This window comes from Pseudomonas fluorescens (assembly GCF_902497745.1).
Lineage (GTDB): Bacteria > Pseudomonadota > Gammaproteobacteria > Pseudomonadales > Pseudomonadaceae > Aquipseudomonas > Aquipseudomonas fluorescens_BM.
This window is the reverse complement of sequence record NZ_CABVHJ010000007.1, coordinates 162,164-179,890: the sequence shown is the minus strand read 5'-3', so window position 1 is coordinate 179,890 and position 17,727 is coordinate 162,164. Positions and strand designations below refer to the sequence as shown.

At 60.2% G+C, this 17,727-nt stretch carries 18 protein-coding genes; 8 read left to right on the top strand and 10 right to left on the bottom strand.

From position 1 onward, the window contains the following. Positions 1-4 precede the first annotated feature (4 nt). On the bottom strand, positions 5-1,084 hold the full coding sequence (locus tag F8N44_RS13265; RefSeq protein ID WP_150650603.1) for an endonuclease/exonuclease/phosphatase family protein: 1,080 nt from the start codon (positions 1,082-1,084) through the stop codon (positions 5-7). Positions 1,085-1,159: 75 nt separating this feature from the next. Then, a complete protein-coding gene (locus F8N44_RS13260; protein WP_127929880.1) occupies positions 1,160-1,834 on the bottom strand; it encodes a YciC family protein in 675 nt (224 codons plus the stop codon). Positions 1,835-2,012: 178 nt separating this feature from the next. Between F8N44_RS13260 and F8N44_RS13255 the strand changes: the two genes are divergently transcribed. The 3 genes from F8N44_RS13255 to F8N44_RS13245 all read left to right on the top strand — a co-directional run bounded on the left by F8N44_RS13255 (position 2,013) and on the right by F8N44_RS13245 (position 4,012). Beyond that, a complete protein-coding gene (locus F8N44_RS13255; RefSeq protein WP_150650691.1) occupies positions 2,013-2,771 on the top strand; it encodes a DUF2076 domain-containing protein in 759 nt (252 codons plus the stop codon). Between the two features lie 138 nt (positions 2,772-2,909). After that, complete coding sequence (locus F8N44_RS13250; RefSeq protein ID WP_150650602.1) at positions 2,910-3,389, top strand: NYN domain-containing protein; 480 nt, start codon at positions 2,910-2,912, stop codon at positions 3,387-3,389. A gap of 17 nt (positions 3,390-3,406) precedes the next feature. Next, positions 3,407-4,012 (top strand): PolC-type DNA polymerase III, encoded by a 606-nt coding sequence (locus F8N44_RS13245; protein ID WP_150650601.1) that lies wholly within the window; start codon positions 3,407-3,409, stop codon positions 4,010-4,012. Positions 4,013-4,140: 128 nt separating this feature from the next. Here the strand turns inward: F8N44_RS13245 and F8N44_RS13240 are convergent, their stop codons facing one another. Next, positions 4,141-4,596, bottom strand: coding sequence for an Lrp/AsnC family transcriptional regulator (locus F8N44_RS13240; RefSeq protein ID WP_150650600.1), 456 nt, complete (start codon positions 4,594-4,596; stop codon positions 4,141-4,143). A gap of 163 nt (positions 4,597-4,759) precedes the next feature. Here F8N44_RS13240 and yedA point away from each other — a divergent pair, with 163 nt between their 5' ends. Both yedA and F8N44_RS13230 read left to right on the top strand, forming a co-directional pair. Beyond that, positions 4,760-5,695 (top strand): drug/metabolite exporter YedA, encoded by a 936-nt coding sequence (gene yedA / locus F8N44_RS13235; protein ID WP_150650599.1) that lies wholly within the window; start codon positions 4,760-4,762, stop codon positions 5,693-5,695. 52 nt (positions 5,696-5,747) lie between these two features. Then, positions 5,748-7,085 (top strand): DEAD/DEAH box helicase, encoded by a 1,338-nt coding sequence (locus tag F8N44_RS13230; RefSeq protein WP_150650598.1) that lies wholly within the window; start codon positions 5,748-5,750, stop codon positions 7,083-7,085. Positions 7,086-7,320: 235 nt separating this feature from the next. Here the strand turns inward: F8N44_RS13230 and F8N44_RS13225 are convergent, their stop codons facing one another. Together F8N44_RS13225 and F8N44_RS13220 are read right to left on the bottom strand one after the other, a co-directional pair. Further along, positions 7,321-8,568, bottom strand: coding sequence for a TIGR03862 family flavoprotein (locus F8N44_RS13225; RefSeq protein WP_150650597.1), 1,248 nt, complete (start codon positions 8,566-8,568; stop codon positions 7,321-7,323). Between the two features lie 281 nt (positions 8,569-8,849). Further along, positions 8,850-9,770, bottom strand: coding sequence for a histone deacetylase (locus tag F8N44_RS13220; RefSeq protein WP_150650596.1), 921 nt, complete (start codon positions 9,768-9,770; stop codon positions 8,850-8,852). A gap of 82 nt (positions 9,771-9,852) precedes the next feature. Between F8N44_RS13220 and F8N44_RS13215 the strand changes: the two genes are divergently transcribed. The 3 genes from F8N44_RS13215 (at position 9,853) to F8N44_RS13205 (ending at position 11,993) form a co-directional block, all read left to right on the top strand. Then, positions 9,853-10,422 carry a GNAT family N-acetyltransferase gene (locus F8N44_RS13215; protein ID WP_150650595.1) on the top strand — a complete coding sequence of 190 codons (570 nt, stop codon included), beginning with the start codon at positions 9,853-9,855 and terminating at the stop codon, positions 10,420-10,422. Between the two features lie 111 nt (positions 10,423-10,533). After that, a complete protein-coding gene (gene tesB / locus F8N44_RS13210) occupies positions 10,534-11,403 on the top strand; it encodes an acyl-CoA thioesterase II (protein WP_003228466.1) in 870 nt (289 codons plus the stop codon). After that, on the top strand, positions 11,400-11,993 hold the full coding sequence (locus tag F8N44_RS13205; RefSeq protein WP_150650594.1) for an HAD family hydrolase: 594 nt from the start codon (positions 11,400-11,402) through the stop codon (positions 11,991-11,993). The genes tesB and F8N44_RS13205 overlap by 4 nt, the downstream gene beginning before the upstream one ends. A gap of 142 nt (positions 11,994-12,135) precedes the next feature. On the opposite strand, the gene F8N44_RS13200 is transcribed toward F8N44_RS13205, so the two are convergent. The 5 genes from F8N44_RS13200 to F8N44_RS13180 all read right to left on the bottom strand — a co-directional run bounded on the left by F8N44_RS13200 (position 12,136) and on the right by F8N44_RS13180 (position 17,694). Further along, a complete protein-coding gene (locus F8N44_RS13200) occupies positions 12,136-13,089 on the bottom strand; it encodes an alpha/beta hydrolase (RefSeq protein WP_150650593.1) in 954 nt (317 codons plus the stop codon). After that, entirely contained in the window at positions 13,090-13,977 is an 888-nt protein-coding gene (locus F8N44_RS13195; RefSeq protein ID WP_150650592.1) for a neutral zinc metallopeptidase, read from the bottom strand. 148 nt (positions 13,978-14,125) lie between these two features. Beyond that, positions 14,126-14,998 (bottom strand): neutral zinc metallopeptidase, encoded by an 873-nt coding sequence (locus F8N44_RS13190; RefSeq protein WP_150650591.1) that lies wholly within the window; start codon positions 14,996-14,998, stop codon positions 14,126-14,128. A 139-nt stretch (positions 14,999-15,137) separates the two neighbouring features. Continuing rightward, complete coding sequence (locus F8N44_RS13185) at positions 15,138-15,971, bottom strand: aldo/keto reductase (protein WP_150650590.1); 834 nt, start codon at positions 15,969-15,971, stop codon at positions 15,138-15,140. Beyond that, positions 15,955-17,694 (bottom strand): FAD-dependent oxidoreductase, encoded by a 1,740-nt coding sequence (locus tag F8N44_RS13180; protein ID WP_150650589.1) that lies wholly within the window; start codon positions 17,692-17,694, stop codon positions 15,955-15,957. The genes F8N44_RS13185 and F8N44_RS13180 overlap by 17 nt, the downstream gene beginning before the upstream one ends. Positions 17,695-17,727: the final 33 nt, after the last annotated feature.

The following is a 17,727-nucleotide window of genomic DNA, read 5'->3' as shown; positions in this document are numbered from 1 at the left end:
CTGCCTAGGGCGCCACCGGTAGCAGGAAGCGCGCAATCACCGGCAAGTGATCGGAAATGCGCAACGTATCGTCCTGGCGCACCGTTGCTTCGACCCGTTTGATCTTCGGGCTGTAAAACAGATAGTCGACCGTGCGATCCGGGCCGTTCAGGCCAGGATCGTTGGGGTAGTGGGTCAGCCATTGCGCCCGGTCGATGCCGCTGGCTTCGTTGTTGGTCGGGATCATCGGGTACTTGTCCCACAGCAGATGCAGTTCGCTGTCGGCGGAGTAGGGCGTGCGTTGTTCGGCAGGCAGGCGGCGGTACTGGCCGAGTGGCAACAGATTGAAATCACCACCAATCAACCACGGCAGGCCCTGGCTTTCGTACTTGTCGAGCACTTTGGCCACGGCACTCACCTGTGCCAGCGCGGTGTCATTTGGTTGGCTGGAGCGTTCCAGATGCGTATTGAACACAGTCAGTTGCCCGCCATCGCTCAGTGGCAGTTTGGTCGCGAGCAGGGCGTCTTTCGGCTGGAACTGGCGGCTGATGAAGTTGGCGGCAGCCACTGGCAATTGCAGGCGCTCGGCGTGCTCGATGCGATAGCGGCTCAGGGTCGCCAGTTGCCGGCCGACGCTGCCAAAGATGTGTCGATCAGGGACGAATTCGGCTTTCCAGTCAAACGCACTGGCGTTGCATGGGTACAGGTCGGCGACCCGTTCCTGCAAGAGCTTGAGCTGATCCTGATAATCGCTGGCCTTGGCGCCTTCATCGAGTTCCTGCAGCAGCACCACATCCGGCTGCTCATCGCGGATTACCCGCGCCACTTCGTCGAGGCTGAAGGCCATGTCTTCCGGTGTCGGCGCTTCATCGTTGCCCTGGGCCAGATCATTCCAGAACACGTAACGCTTGCCGGCCAGGTACTGCACGTTCCAGGTCATGACTTTCAGCGCCTGGCCCGGCACCAGTATCGGTGGCGTCCCCGTGCAACTGATCGGCAGGGTTTCGCGGGCGTCGGGGCGCCAGGTCAGGCTGAACAGCAGCCCGCCGATCAGGGCGATGGCGAGCACAACAAGTAACAGGGTGTAGCGCAGTAGACGGGTCATGGCTCGGCTTATAGCGTTACAGAAAGTGGCCTCGAGCATACCTGACGGCTGTCTCGAAGCCCAAGCGCAGAGCTGTCAGACCGCTCTGTCACGTTTGTCAGGCAATTCGCTGATCAGCATGAACAGGCGGAACAACACCACACTGGTGAACAGTTGCAGGAAGCTGTGAGCGCTGTCGATCAGTATGGCGATCACAGGATTCTGCGGCTCGGGGTACACCGCCAGTGTCGCGCCTTTGAGCAACCACAGCGGCGTCATCACACAGAGAATGCACAGCAGGATTCGCCAGAAATGCCCACGGGTCAGGCGCAGGCTTTCCTTCATCGCCTGCAAGGGCCCCATGCCGCGCAGCACCAGCAGGTATTCGCCGAATGCGAGCATGACCATCAGCATCAGGCCTGGGAGGAAATACAGCGACAGGCCCAACAGAATCAGCAAGGTGTTCAGCGCCGTGAGCAGGGCGAAACGTGGCCAAAGGGTGGCGGCCATTGCCAGCAGGTCACGATTGCGCGGTGCCTCGCCACGGCTGCGCGCATCGAGGAAAAGGATCAGCGCTGCGGTGTACAGCGGATACACCAGCAGACCAACGACGATGCTAATTGCCGAGATGTTTTCCGGCCCGCTGGCGTGATCGACCACTTGTTGCAGGAACGCTTCGAAAATCACCAGCGGCAGGCACAACCGTACGATGCTGCCCAAATGGCGTTTGAAAAAATACAGAGAGTCGCGCAGTACTTCGAGGGCATTCATCAGTCGGTATCGCAGGTGGAAAACAGTGGCTCACTTTAACCGATGATCGCCGGCGCGACACAAACGTAAACATTCGGTAAAGGTCATTGAAACGTTTTGTCACCGTCTCCATTACAGGAGAGCACCTCGGCCAACGTGGACGAGGGCAATGTTATCCCCGGCAATCTACGAGGTCGCCATGAACAGCGAAGAGCAAACCCTGATCGATGGACTGTTTTCCCGGCTGCAGCAGGCCGAAACGGAGGCAGCCCCGCGCGACGCCCAGGCCGAGACGCGGATCAAGGAACACCTGACCCGCCAGCCGGCGGCAGGTTATTTCATGACCCAGGCGATTCTGGTGCAAGAGGCTGCGCTCAAGAGCCTCGATGAGCAGAACAAGCAACTGACCCGGCAAGTCCAGCAGTTGCAGGCCGAGTTGCAGTCGGCCAAAGCCCAGAGTGCTGCACCGGCGCCGAGCGGCGGCGGTGGTTTTCTTTCGAGCATTTTTGGTGGCAGCCCGCGTCCGGCGCCGACCCAAAGTACTGCTCCGACGTCGACCGGAGGCTGGCGTGAACCGGCACCGCAGCAGAACTTCGGCGCACCCGCACCACAACAGAATTTCGGTGCAGCACCGCCTAATTACGCTCAGCAAGCTGCTCCGGCAGCAGGCAGCAGTTTCCTCGGCGGCGCCCTGAAAACCGCCGCCGGTGTGGCCGGTGGCGTGATGCTGGCGCAGGGCATCAGCAGCCTGTTCCATCACAATCAGCAGCCGGAAGAAATCGTTGAAGTGATCAAGGAAGAGCCGGCGCAGGTCGCTGACCAGAGCAGCAATGGCTGGGGCGAAGATCAGCGTGTGGCCGATAACGGCTTCTCTGGCAACGACCAGGGCGGATTCACCGACACCGACTACGGTAACGACAATTCTTCCTTCTTTGATGACGACGATTCCTTCGTCTGATTCACCATTCGTCCGGAGCCCCTGAGGGCTCCGGGCCGATTATTCGCGGAACCTTCCTTCGGGCTGGCATACTGAGCGCCTTTTTCGGGCCTGGCGCCTGATCCCGCTTCGAGCGCTTGCGCGCCCACAGGAACTCCGGTGAAAAAAATCGCAGTGTTCGCCGACGTGCAGAACCTCTACTACACCGTGCGTCAGGCCTATGGTTGCCACTTCAACTACGCCGCGCTGTGGGCAGACATCAGCAAGGACGGGCAGATCGTCGAGGCCTACGCCTACGCGATCGACCGTGGCGACAGCAAGCAGCAGCAGTTCCAGCAGATCCTGCGCAATCTGGGCTTCACCGTGAAGCTCAAACCCTACATCCAGCGCAGCGACGGCTCGGCCAAGGGCGACTGGGACGTGGGCATCACCCTCGACATCATGGACGCCGCCGACCACGTCGACGAAATTGTCCTGGCCTCCGGTGACGGCGATTTCGACATGCTGCTCGAACGCATCATCAGCAAACACGGCGTGCAAGCGGTCGCCTATGGCGTGCCCGGCCTGACGGCCAACTCGCTGATCCGCGCCGCCAGCCGTTACGTGCCGATCGAAGGCGCGTTGTTACTCAAGAGTTGAACGGAGTTGAACCCGGTTTGGAACGCATTGCAGTCATCGACTTTGAAACCACCGGCCTGTCGCCGAACAGCAGCTGCCGCGCCACGGAAATCGCCGTGGTCATGCTGGAAAACGGCCGCATCGTCGAGCGTTACCAGAGCCTGATGAACGCCGGCGTACGCGTCCCCGCGTTCATCGAACAACTGACCGGCATCAGCAACGCCATGCTGCGCACCGCGCCGCCGGCCGAGCAGGTGATGAACGAGGTCAACGAGTTCGTCGGCTGCACGCCGCTGGTAGCGCACAACGCATCGTTCGACCAGAAGTTCTGGGACTTTGAACTGGGGCGGATCAAGCGCACGCGGTTGCAGAACTTTGCCTGTTCGTTGCTGCTGGCGCGGAGGCTGATGCCGGCGGCGCCGAATCACAAGCTCGGTACGCTGACCACTTTTGCGCGTTTGCCGCACACGGGACAGGCTCACCGGGCCATGGCGGATGCCGAGATGGCGGCCAACCTGATGGCGCATCTGGCGGATGAGTTGCGCGGCAAGCATGGTGTGCGCGAGCTATCCCATGATCTGCTGTGCAAACTGCAGAAAGTCCCTGCCGCGAAAGTCAGCGAACACTTGCAGCGTTACCGCTGATCCTGAATCCAGTACAAAAAACCTGTGGGAGCGAGCTTGCTCGCGAATGCGGTGTGTCATTCAACTTCTATGTGACTGATCTACCGCTTTCGCCAGCAAGCTCGCTCCCACAGTAGGGCTTATTGTCATCAGGATTTGCCGTTACTTTCGATCTGGCCGAGCGGCACACGCTTTTCGATCGCGCTCGACAACACAATCGAGGTTTTGCTGAAGCCAAACTTCGCCACGCGATTGATCAATTCCTCCAGCTCCGTCATCGATCCCACAGCGGCCTTCATCATCACGCACGGATCGCCTGTCACTCGAAAGCACTCGGTCAGTTGCGGGATTTTTACCAGTTCGTCGTAGACCTTCTGACTGCCGTTCTGGTGCAGGCGCAATTCGATCATGCACTGGATCGGCAGGCCGATTTTCGACAGATCGATTTTTGCCTCATAGCCGGTGATCACTCCGGACGCCTCAAGCTTGGCCACACGCTCGGCCACAGCCGGCGCTGACAGGTTAACTTTGCGCGCCAGATCGGCGTAGGACGCACGGCCGTTTTCGAGCAGGGCGCTGAGCAGCATGCGGTCGTATTTGTCCAAGGCCGGACTCCTGAAAATGCCAGACTTTCGAAATCGTGGTTAAACCCGTCGATCTCCGTGATTTCCAAAGTGTACCGGCGCTATAAACAGGTTTTGTAGCTTATTTTTACTCGCCTGCCTTTCTAGAATAATTCATCCGCTACCTCTGACCTTCGAGCTGCCCATGCCTGCCTTGCGCCGTTTTTCCTTGCCGCTGATCGCCGCGTTTTTTGCGCTGTATGTGATTTGGGGATCGACCTATCTGGTGATCCGCATTGGCGTTGAGTACTGGCCGCCGCTGATGCTCGGCGGTGTGCGCTTCGTGATCGCCGGTACGTTGATGTATGCATTCCTGCGCTGGCGCGGGGCCCCTGCGCCGACCTGGGCGCAATGGAAAGCGGCGGGGATCATCGGGATTTTGCTGCTCAGTTTCGGTAACGGCGCGGTGAGTGTCGCCGAGCACACCGGTGTGGCTTCCGGGGTTGCTGCGTTGGCGGTGGCGACGGTGCCGCTGTTTACTTTGCTCTGTGGATATTTCTGGGGCGCGCGTAATACCCGTCTCGAGTGGGCCGGGGTGGCGTTGGGGATTATCGGCATCGCCATGCTCAACATGGGCTCCAACCTGCAATCGAGTCCGATGGGCGCAGCATTGCTGATTTTCGCGGCGGCAACCTGGGCGTTCGGTTCGGTGTGGAGCAGACACTTGCCGTTGCCGCAGGGCGCGATGGCCAGTGCGGTGGAAATGCTGGTCGGCGGTGTGGTGTTGCTGATCGGCAGCGCTGTCAGTGGCGAGCATCTGCAAGCGATGCCGCCGGTTGAAGGCTGGCTGGCGCTGGCGTACCTGATCTTTTTCGGCTCGATCATCGCCTTCAATTCCTACATGTACCTGCTCAAGCACGTACGTCCAGCGGCGGCGACCAGTTATGCCTACGTCAACCCGGCGGTCGCAGTGTTGCTGGGGATTGTGTTTGTCGGCGAGACCATCGGCATCGAGGAAGCGCTGGCGATGCTGGTGATCATCAGCGCTGTGGTGTTGATCGGCTTGCCGCAGTGGCGCCGCCCGGCACAGCCGCCAGTTGCAGCGCCGACAGCCGTTCCCGCGGAACAGCGTACGAATTAGGGTAAACTGCGCGGCATTGCATGCCCGCGTCATTTTTTCCTACGGTACTTCCATGACTTTCGCCACCCTTGGCCTGATCGAACCCTTGCTGCGCTCCCTCGAGAAGCTCGGCTACCAGACCCCGACGCCGGTTCAGGCGCAAGCCATTCCGGCCGTGCTGGCCGGTCGTGACCTGATGGCTGCCGCCCAGACCGGCACCGGCAAGACCGCCGGTTTCGCCTTGCCGCTGCTGCAGCTGCTGGCCATGGAAGGGCCGAAAGTCGCTGCCAACTCGGCGCGTGCGCTGATTCTGGTGCCGACCCGCGAGCTGGCCGAGCAGGTTCATGAGTCTGTGCGCCAGTACGCCGAAAACCTGCCGCTGCGCACTTATGCGGTTTACGGCGGTGTCAGCATCAACCCGCAAATGATGAAGCTGCGCGGCGGTGTCGATGTGCTGGTCGCCACGCCGGGTCGCCTGATCGATCTGTTCCGCCAGAACGCGCTGAAACTCGATCAGTTGCAGACTCTGGTGCTGGATGAAGCCGATCGTATGCTCGACCTGGGCTTCTCCGAAGAACTGGCGAACATTTATCGCATGCTGCCGAAAAAGCGCCAGACCCTGCTGTTCTCCGCGACCTTCTCCGATGACATTCGCCTGCTGGCCGGGCAGATGCTCAACGATCCGCTGAGCATTGAAGTCAGCCCGCGCAACGTTGCCGCCAACACCGTCAAGCAGTGGGTGGTGACGGTAGACAAAAAGCGCAAAGCCGAACTGTTCGTGCACCTGATGCGCAAGAACAAGTGGAAGCAGGTGCTGGTGTTCGCCAAGACCCGCAACGGTGTTGATGCGCTGGTGGAAAAACTCCAGGGTCTCGGTGTGAATGCCGACGGTATCCACGGCGACAAACCGCAGGCCACCCGTCAGCGTGCGCTGGACCGTTTCAAGCTCAGCGAAGTGCAGATTCTGGTCGCGACTGACGTTGCGGCGCGGGGTCTGGATATCGAAGATCTGCCGCTGGTGATCAACTTCGATCTGCCGATCGTGGCTGAGGATTACATTCACCGTATTGGCCGTACGGGCCGTGCTGGCGCAACCGGTGAGGCGATTTCGCTGGTGTGTGCGGATGAAGTGAACATGTTGTCGGCGATTGAAATGCTGACTCGCCAGACCTTGAAGCGTCAGAACGAACCGGATTTCGAACCGGAGCACCGTGTGCCGGATACTGATGCCAGCGGTCAGGTGATCAAGAAGCCGAAGAAACCGAAGAAGCCGAAAGCTTCGGGCGGTGGCGGCAAGCGCAATCTGGGCAAGTGGGTGGATAGTGGCGAGACGCAGGCTCCGGAGCCTTCGATCAAACCTGTGCGTAAAGTGCCGGTGTTTAACACTGGGCCGCGTAAGCGTAAGCCTTAAGGTCAAAAGCCCCTCACCCTAACCCTCTCCCGTAGGGAGAGGGGACTGATTGGGGGATGCTCGCGAAGTACGCCGACCTGATTCTTGTGTTGTGAATCCATAATCGACAGAGCTTTCGCCAGACACCTCGGTCGATTGACCAAATCCATAATCGACTCGGTTTTTCAGGTCGACGGATGACGTCAGACACCTCGGTCAGCTCCCTCTCCCTCTGGGAGAGGGCTGGGGTGAGGGTTCAGGCAGACGCCTCGGACTTGAGCCACTGCACAATACCCAACCCCGCCGCCCGCCCGCTGGCAAAACACCCCGTCAGCAAATACCCGCCCGTCGGTGCTTCCCAATCCAGCATTTCCCCCGCGCAGAACACCCCCGGCAACGCCTTGAGCATCAAGCGCTCATCCATCGCCTCGAACGTCACGCCCCCGGCACTGCTGATCGCCTCGTCCAGTGGACGGGTTTTCACCAACGTCAGCGGCAACGCCTTGATCGCCCGCGCCAACAGCGCCGGATCAGCAAACGTCGCCGCATCAGTCAACTCCCGCAACAACGCCGCTTTAACTCCGTCAATGCCAACCTGACTGTGCAGATGCTTGGCCATCGAGCGCGAGCCGCGAGGCTTGCTCAATGCCGCCTGCAATTTATCCACAGGTCGGCCGGGCAGCAGGTCGATGTGAACAACCGCCGCGCCATACTGATTGATCGCCTCACGAATCGGCGCCGACAGCGCATAAATCAGACTGCCTTCAATCCCGGTCGCGGTGATCACGCATTCGCCCAAGCGCGGAACGTCGTCGTTCAAGCCGATGGCGATATTTTTCAGCGGCGCACCGGCGAATTTGCTGACCATCAATTCGCTCCAGGCCTGCACCTCGAAGCCACAATTACTTGGTTGCAACGGCGCCAGTCCTACACCACGCTGCTCCAGCGCCAACATCCACGCACCGTCGGAGCCGAGGCGAGCCCAACTGCCACCGCCGAGGGCGAGCAGGGTGGCGTCGGGTTTCACGGTGATTTCACCTTCCGGGCTGTCGATGCGCAGCGCGCCGTGTTCATCCCAACCGAGCCAGCGATGGCGGGTGTGGATAACTACGCCACTGTCGCGCAGGCGTTTGAGCCAGGCACGCAACAGTGGCGCGGCTTTCATGTCGGTGGGAAACACGCGGCCGGAGCTGCCGATGAAGGTTTCAATGCCCAGATCGTGAATCCATGTGCACAACGCATCGGCGTCGAAGCCGCGCAACAACGGCGCGATCTGCGGCGCGCGCTCGGCGTAACGCGAGAGGAATGCCGGGTAGGCTTCGGAGTGGGTGATGTTCATCCCGCCGACGCCGGCGAGCAGGAATTTTCGGCCCACCGAGGGCATGCCGTCGTAGAGATCGACGCGAACTCCGGCCTGGCTCAGCACTTCAGCGGCCATCAGGCCGGCGGGGCCACCGCCGATGATGGCGACGTGAGCGGGGGAGGAGGCGGAAGTCTGGGTCATGGCATGCGCTGCGGTATGGCGGGATAAGGCGCGCATTCTAACAGCGCAGATCTCTTGTAGGAGTGAGCCTGCTCGCGATAGCGGTGTGTCAGCCAAATTAATGTTGAAGGTGTTGACGCTATCGCGAGCAGGCTCACTCCTACAGGGATTTGAGGTGGCCTTGAGTTGTTGGTTAAAAATTAGCCAGTGTTCTGTAGGCCACAGTAGGTATGGCCTGTAGTCCCTTTCACTCAGGTTATCCACAGGCCGTTCCACAGCGATTGTGGGTAACGCAGCACAGCTCAATGACAACCGTGTGACTGCCAGACCCGCTGCGCGCTGTGATGGAGAATGCCGTGGCGGCGGGCGAGGGCGTGGCGATCCTTGCTGTAACCGCCGCCAATCACACCCATCACCGGAATGTCGCGGCCCAGGCAATGGCGCATCACGCTTTCATCGCGGGCGGCGACGCCTTCATCGGTCAGTTGCAGATAACCGAGGGCGTCGTCCTTGTGTACATCAACGCCGGCGTCGTACAGCACCAGATCCGGTTGATACAGCGGCAGCAAATAGTTGAGTGTGTCATCGACCACTTTCAAATAATCGGCATCGCCCATGCCTTTGGGCAGCGGAATGTCCCAGTCACTTTCCGCTTTGCGTGCAGGAAAATTCTTCTCGCAGTGCAGGGAAACGGTAATCGCCTCCGGCGTGTCATGGAGAATCCGTGCGGTGCCGTCGCCCTGATGCACATCGCAATCGAAGATCAGCACGCGACTCACCCGGCCGCTTTGCAGCAGGTAATGGCTGATGATCGCCAGGTCATTGAAAATGCAGAAACCGGCCGGGTAATCGTAATGCGCATGGTGAGTGCCGCCGGCCAAGTGGCAGGCCAGGCCATGCTCAAGGGCTTTTTCCGCCGCCAGAATCGAACCGCCGACCGCCCGCACCGTACGCCGCGCCAACGCTTCGTTCCACGGCAAGCCGAGACGCCGCTGGTCTTCGCGGGACAACTCGCCGCTCATGTAGCGTTCGATATACGCACGGTCATGGGCCAAAGCGAGAATGTCGTTAGGGCAGATCTCGGGGCGCAGCAGGTCGGCATCGCGGGTCAGACCGCTGTCGACCAGGTGATCACGCAACAAACGAAACTTGTCCATCGGGAAGCGGTGATCCGCCGGAAACTCGGGGCTGTAGTCTTCGTGGTAGATCAGCGGCAATGGCATGGCGATTTCGTGTAGGAACGTAGGAATGAGTGAAGGATCCTACCAGCGATGTAGACTTGCGGCATGGAAACGGAGGGGCACGATGGAGCCGATACTGGAACTTGAAAGCGCGCGCTTGCTGATGCGTCAGTGGCAGGACGAGGATTTGCCGGCATTTGCCGCGATGTGCGCCGATCCTCAGGTGATGCGCTATTTTCCGGCACCGTTGAGCCGCCTGGAAAGCGCCTCGATGATCGGCCGCGTGCGCGGGCATTTTGCCGAACACGGCTTTGGTCTGTGGGCGCTGGAGCGCAAGGACAGCGGCGAATTTATCGGTTTCACCGGTCTCGGCGTGGTCGGTTTCGATGCACCGTTTACGCCGGCGGTGGAGATTGGTTGGCGCCTGGCCAAGGAACATTGGGGCCTGGGCTATGCCAGTGAGGCGGCGTGGACCGCTCTGCGTTGCGGCTTTGATCGCTTGGCCTTGAAGGAAATCGTTTCCTTCACCGCGCAATCCAATTTGCCCTCAGAGAAAGTCATGCAGGCGATTGGCATGCATCACGCCCCGGAAGATGATTTCGATCATCCGAAACTGCCCGTCGATCATCCGTTGCGCCGGCATGTGCTGTACCGCATCACTCGGGAACAATGGCTGCAAACCTTGCATGGATAAGCCGACACGGACGTTTACAATGGCCGCCATATCATTGGCCCGCGCCAGAATCTGAATCGGCCGCCGCAGCCAAGACTGCGCGGCATATAGCTTTGTGTGAGGAGAGTCTGAATGAGCCAAGTGTTGGAAGATCTGGTCGACTTGCTGACCCTGGAACCGATCGAAGAAAACCTGTTCCGTGGCCGTAGCCAGGATCTGGGTTTCCGTCAGTTGTTCGGTGGTCAGGTGCTCGGCCAGTCGCTGTCGGCGGCCAGTCAGACCGTTGAAGAAGCGCGCCATGTGCATTCGATGCACGGTTATTTCCTGCGCCCGGGCGATGCCAAGTTGCCGGTGGTCTATTCGGTTGATCGCGTGCGTGATGGCGGCAGCTTCAGCACCCGCCGCGTCACGGCGATCCAGAAGGGCCATCCGATTTTCACCTGCAGTGCATCGTTCCAGTACGACGAAGCGGGCTTCGAGCATCAGAGCCAGATGCCAGTGGTAGTCGGACCGGAAAACCTGCCGTCGGAGCTGGAACTGACCCAGCAACGCGCACACCTGATCCCCGAGCACATGCGCGAAAAGTTGTTGTGCCCGAAACCGATCGAAGTGCGCCCGGTCACCGAAAAAGACCCGTACAACCCGCAGCCGGCCGATCCGGTGAAGTACGTGTGGTTCCGTGCTGACGGTGCGCTGGCCGACATCCCTGCGCTGCACAAATACCTGCTGGCCTACGCCTCGGACTTTGGCCTGCTGACCACCTCGATGCTGCCTCACGGCAAATCGGTCTGGCAGAAAGACATGCAGGTCGCCAGCCTTGATCACGCGCTGTGGTTTCACAATGATCTGCGCGCCGATGACTGGTTGCTCTACGCGATGGACAGCCCGTGGGCCGGTAATTCCCGTGGTTTCTCCCGTGGCAGCGTGTACAACCGTGCCGGGCAACTGGTCGCGTCGGTGACGCAGGAAGGCTTGATCCGTCATCGCAAGGATTGGGCATGAGCCTGAAAGATGTGAAGCACTGGGTGTTCGACATGGACGGCACGTTGACCGTTGCCGTGCATGATTTTGCGGCGATTCGCGTGGCGCTGGCGATTCCGCCGGAGGACGACATCCTCACCCATCTCGCGGCATTGCCGGCGGATGAAGCAGCGGCGAAACACGCTTGGCTGCTGGAACACGAAAGGGATCTGGCGCTGGGTTCGACCCCGGCCACCGGGGCGGTGGAGCTGGTGCGTGATCTGCATGCGCGCGGTTATCGCCTTGGCATCCTCACTCGCAATGCGCGGGAATTGGCGCATGTGACGCTGGATGCCATTGGTTTGGCTGACTGCTTTGCGGTGGACGATGTGTTGGGCCGCGATGAAGCGCCGCCGAAGCCGCATCCGGGTGGCTTGCTGAAACTGGCAGAGGCCTGGGCAGTACCGGCCAGGGAGATGGTGATGGTCGGTGATTACCGCTTTGATCTGGATTGCGGTCGAGCGGCGGGGGCGCGGACGGTGTTGGTGAATTTGCCGGATAACCCGTGGCCGGAGTTGACCGATTGGCATGCGCGCGATTGTGTGGAGTTGCGGCGGATGCTTCTGGCCTGAGATTTTTGCTGTGTGAAGGACGCCTTCGCGAGCAGGCTCGCTCCCACATTAGATCTCCGGTGCACAGAGATTTTGTGTAATGCATCAATCCAATGTGGGAGCGAGCCTGCTCGCGAAGAGGCCAGATCATCCACCGCACAACTTACTGTTCAAACAACGCCTTCTGCCCCTCCGGCGAGGTCAGCATCCCATCGCCGTTATGCCCGACCCCGGGCACTTCAACCAACCTTTGATTCACCCCTTCCGGATGGCGGCGCAGCAAATACCCGAAGTACAACTTCCCACGTTCCAGGCGATACGCACCTTGCGCCTCGGCTTCACAACGCTTGTCCAGGGCCGGGTGCTTGGGATCGATGTCCTGCTGCCCAAGCAGATAAATCACCTCGCGTTTGACGTAACTGCTCTCAAGCTGCAACGGCGTTTGCCCACCGGCATAGACCGGCATGTCTGACAGACCGTACTTCCAGCGATTGAAACCCGCGCACTTGGCGTGATCGAACGCCACCGGCCGTTGTTCATTGAAATACGCGTACGACGACGGATTCGCCACCACATAACGCAGACCAATGCCGTTGGCCTTCAGCGCCGGTTGATCCTTGGCCAGCAGGGCATAACGCTGTACAACCTGGCCGCCGCCGGAATGACCGAAGATTACGATCTGCTTCACGTCGGGAAACTGTTTGCGATCGCTGATCCGTCCGATGATCTCATCGAGTGCCGCATAGGAACTCAACGGATTCGGCCCTGTGGATAACCCGCCGCCCATCCATTCGTTGCCCTGCCAGCGCAGGACGGTGGCGGGCAACGAGTACAAGGCAACGTCACTTTCATTGAGAAACTGCGGGGCAATCACCAAGGTGTGCGTGGTTTGTCCCGCCAGCTCGGCCGCACTCTCGGCGCTTTTGCGATAGGTCTCGGCGTTGCGCAATCGGCCATGAATGACGATCAACACTCGCTCGATCTTCTCCGGCGCAGGCCCGATGCCCACCGCCATTTCCCCGGCCTTGAGTTGCAAGCGACCGGGGCTGATCGCATCGACACCGGCGGCTTGCGCAGTGCTGCCAACAATCAGTAACGCTAGAAGCCATTTATGCATTTACAGGTTTTTCGCCGCGAAGGTGTCGCACTGGCCGACCTGGCCCTGCGCGAATCCGGTTTTGAACCAGCGCACCCTTTGCGCCGACGTACCGTGAGTAAACGAGTCCGGCACCACACGGCCCTGACCCTGTTGTTGCAGGCGATCATCACCGATGGCGTTGGCCGCATTCAAGGCTTCTTCGATGTCACCCGGTTCCAGCCAGTTCAAGCGTTTCTGTGCGCTATAGGCCCAGACACCAGCGAGGCAGTCGGCCTGCAGTTCCTGGCGCACCAGCAAGCCGCCATCGCCTTCTATCTGCCGGCCTTGCTGGCGGGCTGTCTGAATTTTCGCCGAGACGCCAAGAAGCGTCTGCACATGGTGTCCGACTTCATGCGCGATCACGTAGGCCTGAGCGAAGTCACCGGCGGCCTTGAAGCGTTGTGACATTTCCTGGAAGAACGCCATGTCCAGATAGACCTTCTGGTCGGCCGGGCAATAGAACGGGCCGGTCGCCGAGGTCGCAAGCCCGCAGGCCGAGTTGACCCGATTGCTGAACAGCACCAGGGTCGGGTCTTTATATTGCCGGCCAGCCTGCTGGAAAATCGTGCCCCAGGTGTCTTCGGTATCACCAAGGATCGAGCGGACGAATTCGGCTTGCTCATCGTTGGCCGGCGGCGCCTGACGGGTTTGTGAGGTGGGCGCGGCTTGCTGGCCCGATTGCCCGGCGAGCTGACCGAGAATCTGCAGCGGATCCTGGCCGGTGATCCAGCCAATACCGACGATCAGCAGAATCGCGCCCAGGCTCAGGCCTTTGCCACCGCCGAAGCGCATGCCGCCACCGCCGCCGGCATCATCACCACGGGCATCGACGACGTTGTCACTGCGTCGGCCTTTTTTCCATAGCATGTAGGAATCCTCTTCTTATCCGGTGGAGAGTAACGTGGTGATGAGTGTTGCTGCTGTGCGAGAGTGGCGCCAGTCCGGTCGTCAGACATTAGGATTGGACTGACAGTTCGATCACTGGTGTGGCATTGATTCACGCTGTTGTCACGGACTATAACTGCGCGCCGTCAAAGGTCCTGCAGTCGCCCTCAGCGTCATTGAATCCGGTATTGAACCATTTGATGCGTTGCTCGGAGGTGCCGTGAGCGAACTCCTTCGGGTTGACGGTGTTATTCGCCTTGCGCATCAAGTAGTCATCACCGACCATGGAGGCGGCCGTCAGCGCTTCATCAATATCTCCGGGTTCCAGCCATTTGAAGCGCTCTTGCGCGTGGTGCGCCCAGACGCCTGCCAGACAATCGGCTTGCAACTCCAGACGAACACTCAGCCCGTCCGCCCCTGGATATTTTTGCCCCTGCGCCTGGGCTTGCTCAAGGCGTGTGAGCACCCCGGTTTCGTTCTGAATATGGTGCCCGACCTCGTGAATGATCGCATAGGCCTGAGCGAAGTCGCTGACGGTTGAGGACTGGACGGCCACTTCTCCCAGTGTTTCGAGATTGATGTAGATCGTTTTATCCTCAGGGCAGTAAAACAAGCCCATTTCATTCGGGCGCTGTGGCCCGCAGCCCGTCGCGACTTTTTCATCAAACAGAACCAGTGCTGGCGGCTGATACTGTTTGCCCTGTTGCGCAAACAGTTCAGTCCAGACTTCTTCGCTGCTTCCCAAGATGGACTCGACGAAGAAGCGATGCGGGTCATCATGGATCTGAAGCTGGTGCTGGATGGCCGCCTCCGTTTGTACCTTGGCGATCACTGCGGCTTCCGGGCCGAATGCTTTTTCAATGTCGGCCCAGAATGTCGCCGAAATGCCCAGCACGGAGGCAACCAGGCCGGCGGCAAGGATTTTCCCTGTCGGGCTACGGACATCCTTGTCCTTTCGTTGGTCGTTTACGTTTTCGCTGCGTTTTGCCTTGTTCCATAACATGATCGATTTCTCTCATAGGTTGATTGGGCGTTTATCGCCGGCCCTATGAATAACCGCAGCGGAAAATGCGTGCAGGACAGATCTGTAAGAGCACGTAAGACGTTTGCCCGGAAATGAGAGAAGTCGACCATTTTCCTCGTCAGTTATCGAATTCGTCCCACACGGGGGCAAACGCCGGATTGACCTGGCGTTCGCGTTTCGACAAACCGGCGATAAGCGCCCGGTCTGCCGGGTCCAGGTCGACATTCAACGCCTGTAGGTTGGCCAGTTGATTGGCCCGACTGCTGGCCTTGGGAATCGCTGCGACGCTGGCCTGCTCGAGCAGCCACTTGAGTGCGACTTGCGTTGGTAACACGTTATGTTTTTCGGCGATCTGTTGGATCTGCGGGATGTCCGACACCTTGTTACGCGCCAGCGGGGTGTAGGCCGTCAGCGCCATATCGTGTTGCCGGGCGTAGTCGAGCAGGGCGTTCTGGCCGAGCAGGACGTGGTACTCGACCTGAATCGCTGACAGACCAATCCCATATTCCTCGACGACTTTGCGTAGCAGGGGCAGCGGAAAATTCGCCACGCCGATGTTGCGCGCCAGACCTTGCTCTTTGAAGGAGGCCAACGTGGCGAGGGTGCTTGGCAAATCCCAGTCGGTTGTCGGCCAATGAATCATGAACAGATCGACGTAATCACTGCGCAGGGCTGTGAGGCTGCGATCCATGGAGTGGCGCATCGCGTCGGGTTGCAGCTGGTCCCACCAGACCTTGGTGGTGACATGAATCTGTTCGCGCGGTGTCGGCGTATTCGCCAGTGCTTGTCCGACGGCGTCTTCGTTGTTGTAGGCCGCCGCCGTGTCGATGTGTCGATAACCCAGTTCCAGCGCTTGCTCGACGGCGTGGGTGCATTCGTCACCGAGCATTGGCCAAGTGCCGAGGCCAAGTTTTGGCATGTTCAAACCCTGGGCGTTAACGATGTGCTGCATGGTCGATCTCCTGTTCGAAAGCAGTGATGTCGGCAATATGCCGGGCGGCGATGTAACCGAAAGTCAGTGCCGGGCCGAGGTTGATCCCGCCCGCCGGGTAGTGGCCGCCCATGATGCTGGCCATGTCGCCACCCGCCGCGTAGAGGCCGGCGATGGGTTGTTCGTGGGCGTCCAGCACTTGCGCGTGGGGGTTGACCTTGAGTCCGGCGAAGGTGCCGAAGCAGCCCGGCTGGACTTTCACGGCATAGAACGGGCCGCTGTCTATTGGGGCAACGCAGGGGTTGGGAAGGTTCGCCGGATCACCCTGTTTGCGGTTGTAGGGTGTTGTGCCGCGGCCGAACAACGGGTCTTCGCCATGGCGGGCATGGCGGTTGTATTCGTCGACGGTGTGGCGCAAACCAACCGGATCGATGCCGCAAGCGTTGGCTAATTCTTCAACGGTGTTGCCGGTTTTCAGGTAACCGCTGCGGATAAAATCTGACACCGGCAGCGGAAATGGCCGCGATATGCCCAAGCCATAACGCCGTTGAAAGGCGCGGGTGCAGATCAGCCAGGACGCTACTTCTTCGCCTTCCGGCGCAGCGGCAACCATCGCGCTGACGTAATCGTAGTAACCGTTGGCTTCGTTGACGAAGCGCTGGCCGTTACTCAGCACGCCGATGATCCCGGGTTTGCCGCGCTCGATGATGTGTGGGAAATGGCCGGTGCTGCCGTCGGAATGGGGCACTTGCGATACCGGCGCCCACGCCACGGGCGAAGCCATATCGGTGTTGACCCGCGCGCCGACGCTTTCGCCCAAGCGCAGGCCATCGCCGTTGACGGCCAGCGGTGGCAGCGCCCAATGCTCGTGACCGGTCGGCGTGCGCGGGAACAGGGCTTTGCGCCGCTCGATGTCATTGGCAAAACCACCGGCGGCGAGCACCACGGCTTTGCGTGCGTGGATACGGACCGGCCCTTTGCTGCTGTTGATCACTGCACCCGAAACGCGATTGTCGTTGCGCAGCAGTTCCGTCACAGGCGCCGATTCCCACAGCAATACGCCGAGGTCTTCGGCGGACTTCGCCAACCGCGCCACCAGCGCCACGCCGTTGACCAGTTGCATCGCCCGGCCATGCACCGCGAGGTCGAACAGGTGCCGAGTGAAGCGTTGGGCCACATGCCATGCGGCTTTCAACGAGCGCGTCAGATTGAGGAATGCCGACAGATCCGCCCCGGCCATGATCGGCATGCCCATGAAGGACGTTTCGCGCATCGTTGTACGAAGGCGCTTGAGCAGGCGTCCGACCTTGCGTCCATCGTAAGGCGCAGCGATGACCGATCGGCCGCCAGTGCCAGCGCCCGGCGTATCGCCATGAATGTCGGCAATGGCATTGCCATCGGCAAATTGCAGGGCAGTGTGCTGCTCGAAAAACGCCACCATGTGCGGCCCCGCTTCAAGGAAGGCGTCGACCATGGCCGGGTCAAAGTGCGCGCCCAACTCATGGCGTAAATAGGTGCGCGGTTGTTCGATGTCTTCGACGATTCCGGCGCGACGGGCCAGCGGATTGCACGGCACCCACGCCCAGCCGCCGGACCAGGCAGTGGCGCCACCGAATACCGGGTCTTTCTCGACAACGATGACTTTCAAGCCATGCCACGCGGCAGTCACTGCGGCCGACAACCCGGCAGCGCCGGAACCGACGACCAATGCGTCGCAGTCGATATCAGGGAGTTCGGCAGACATGAAAGCAACGCTCCAGCGGTGATTGTTTTTGGA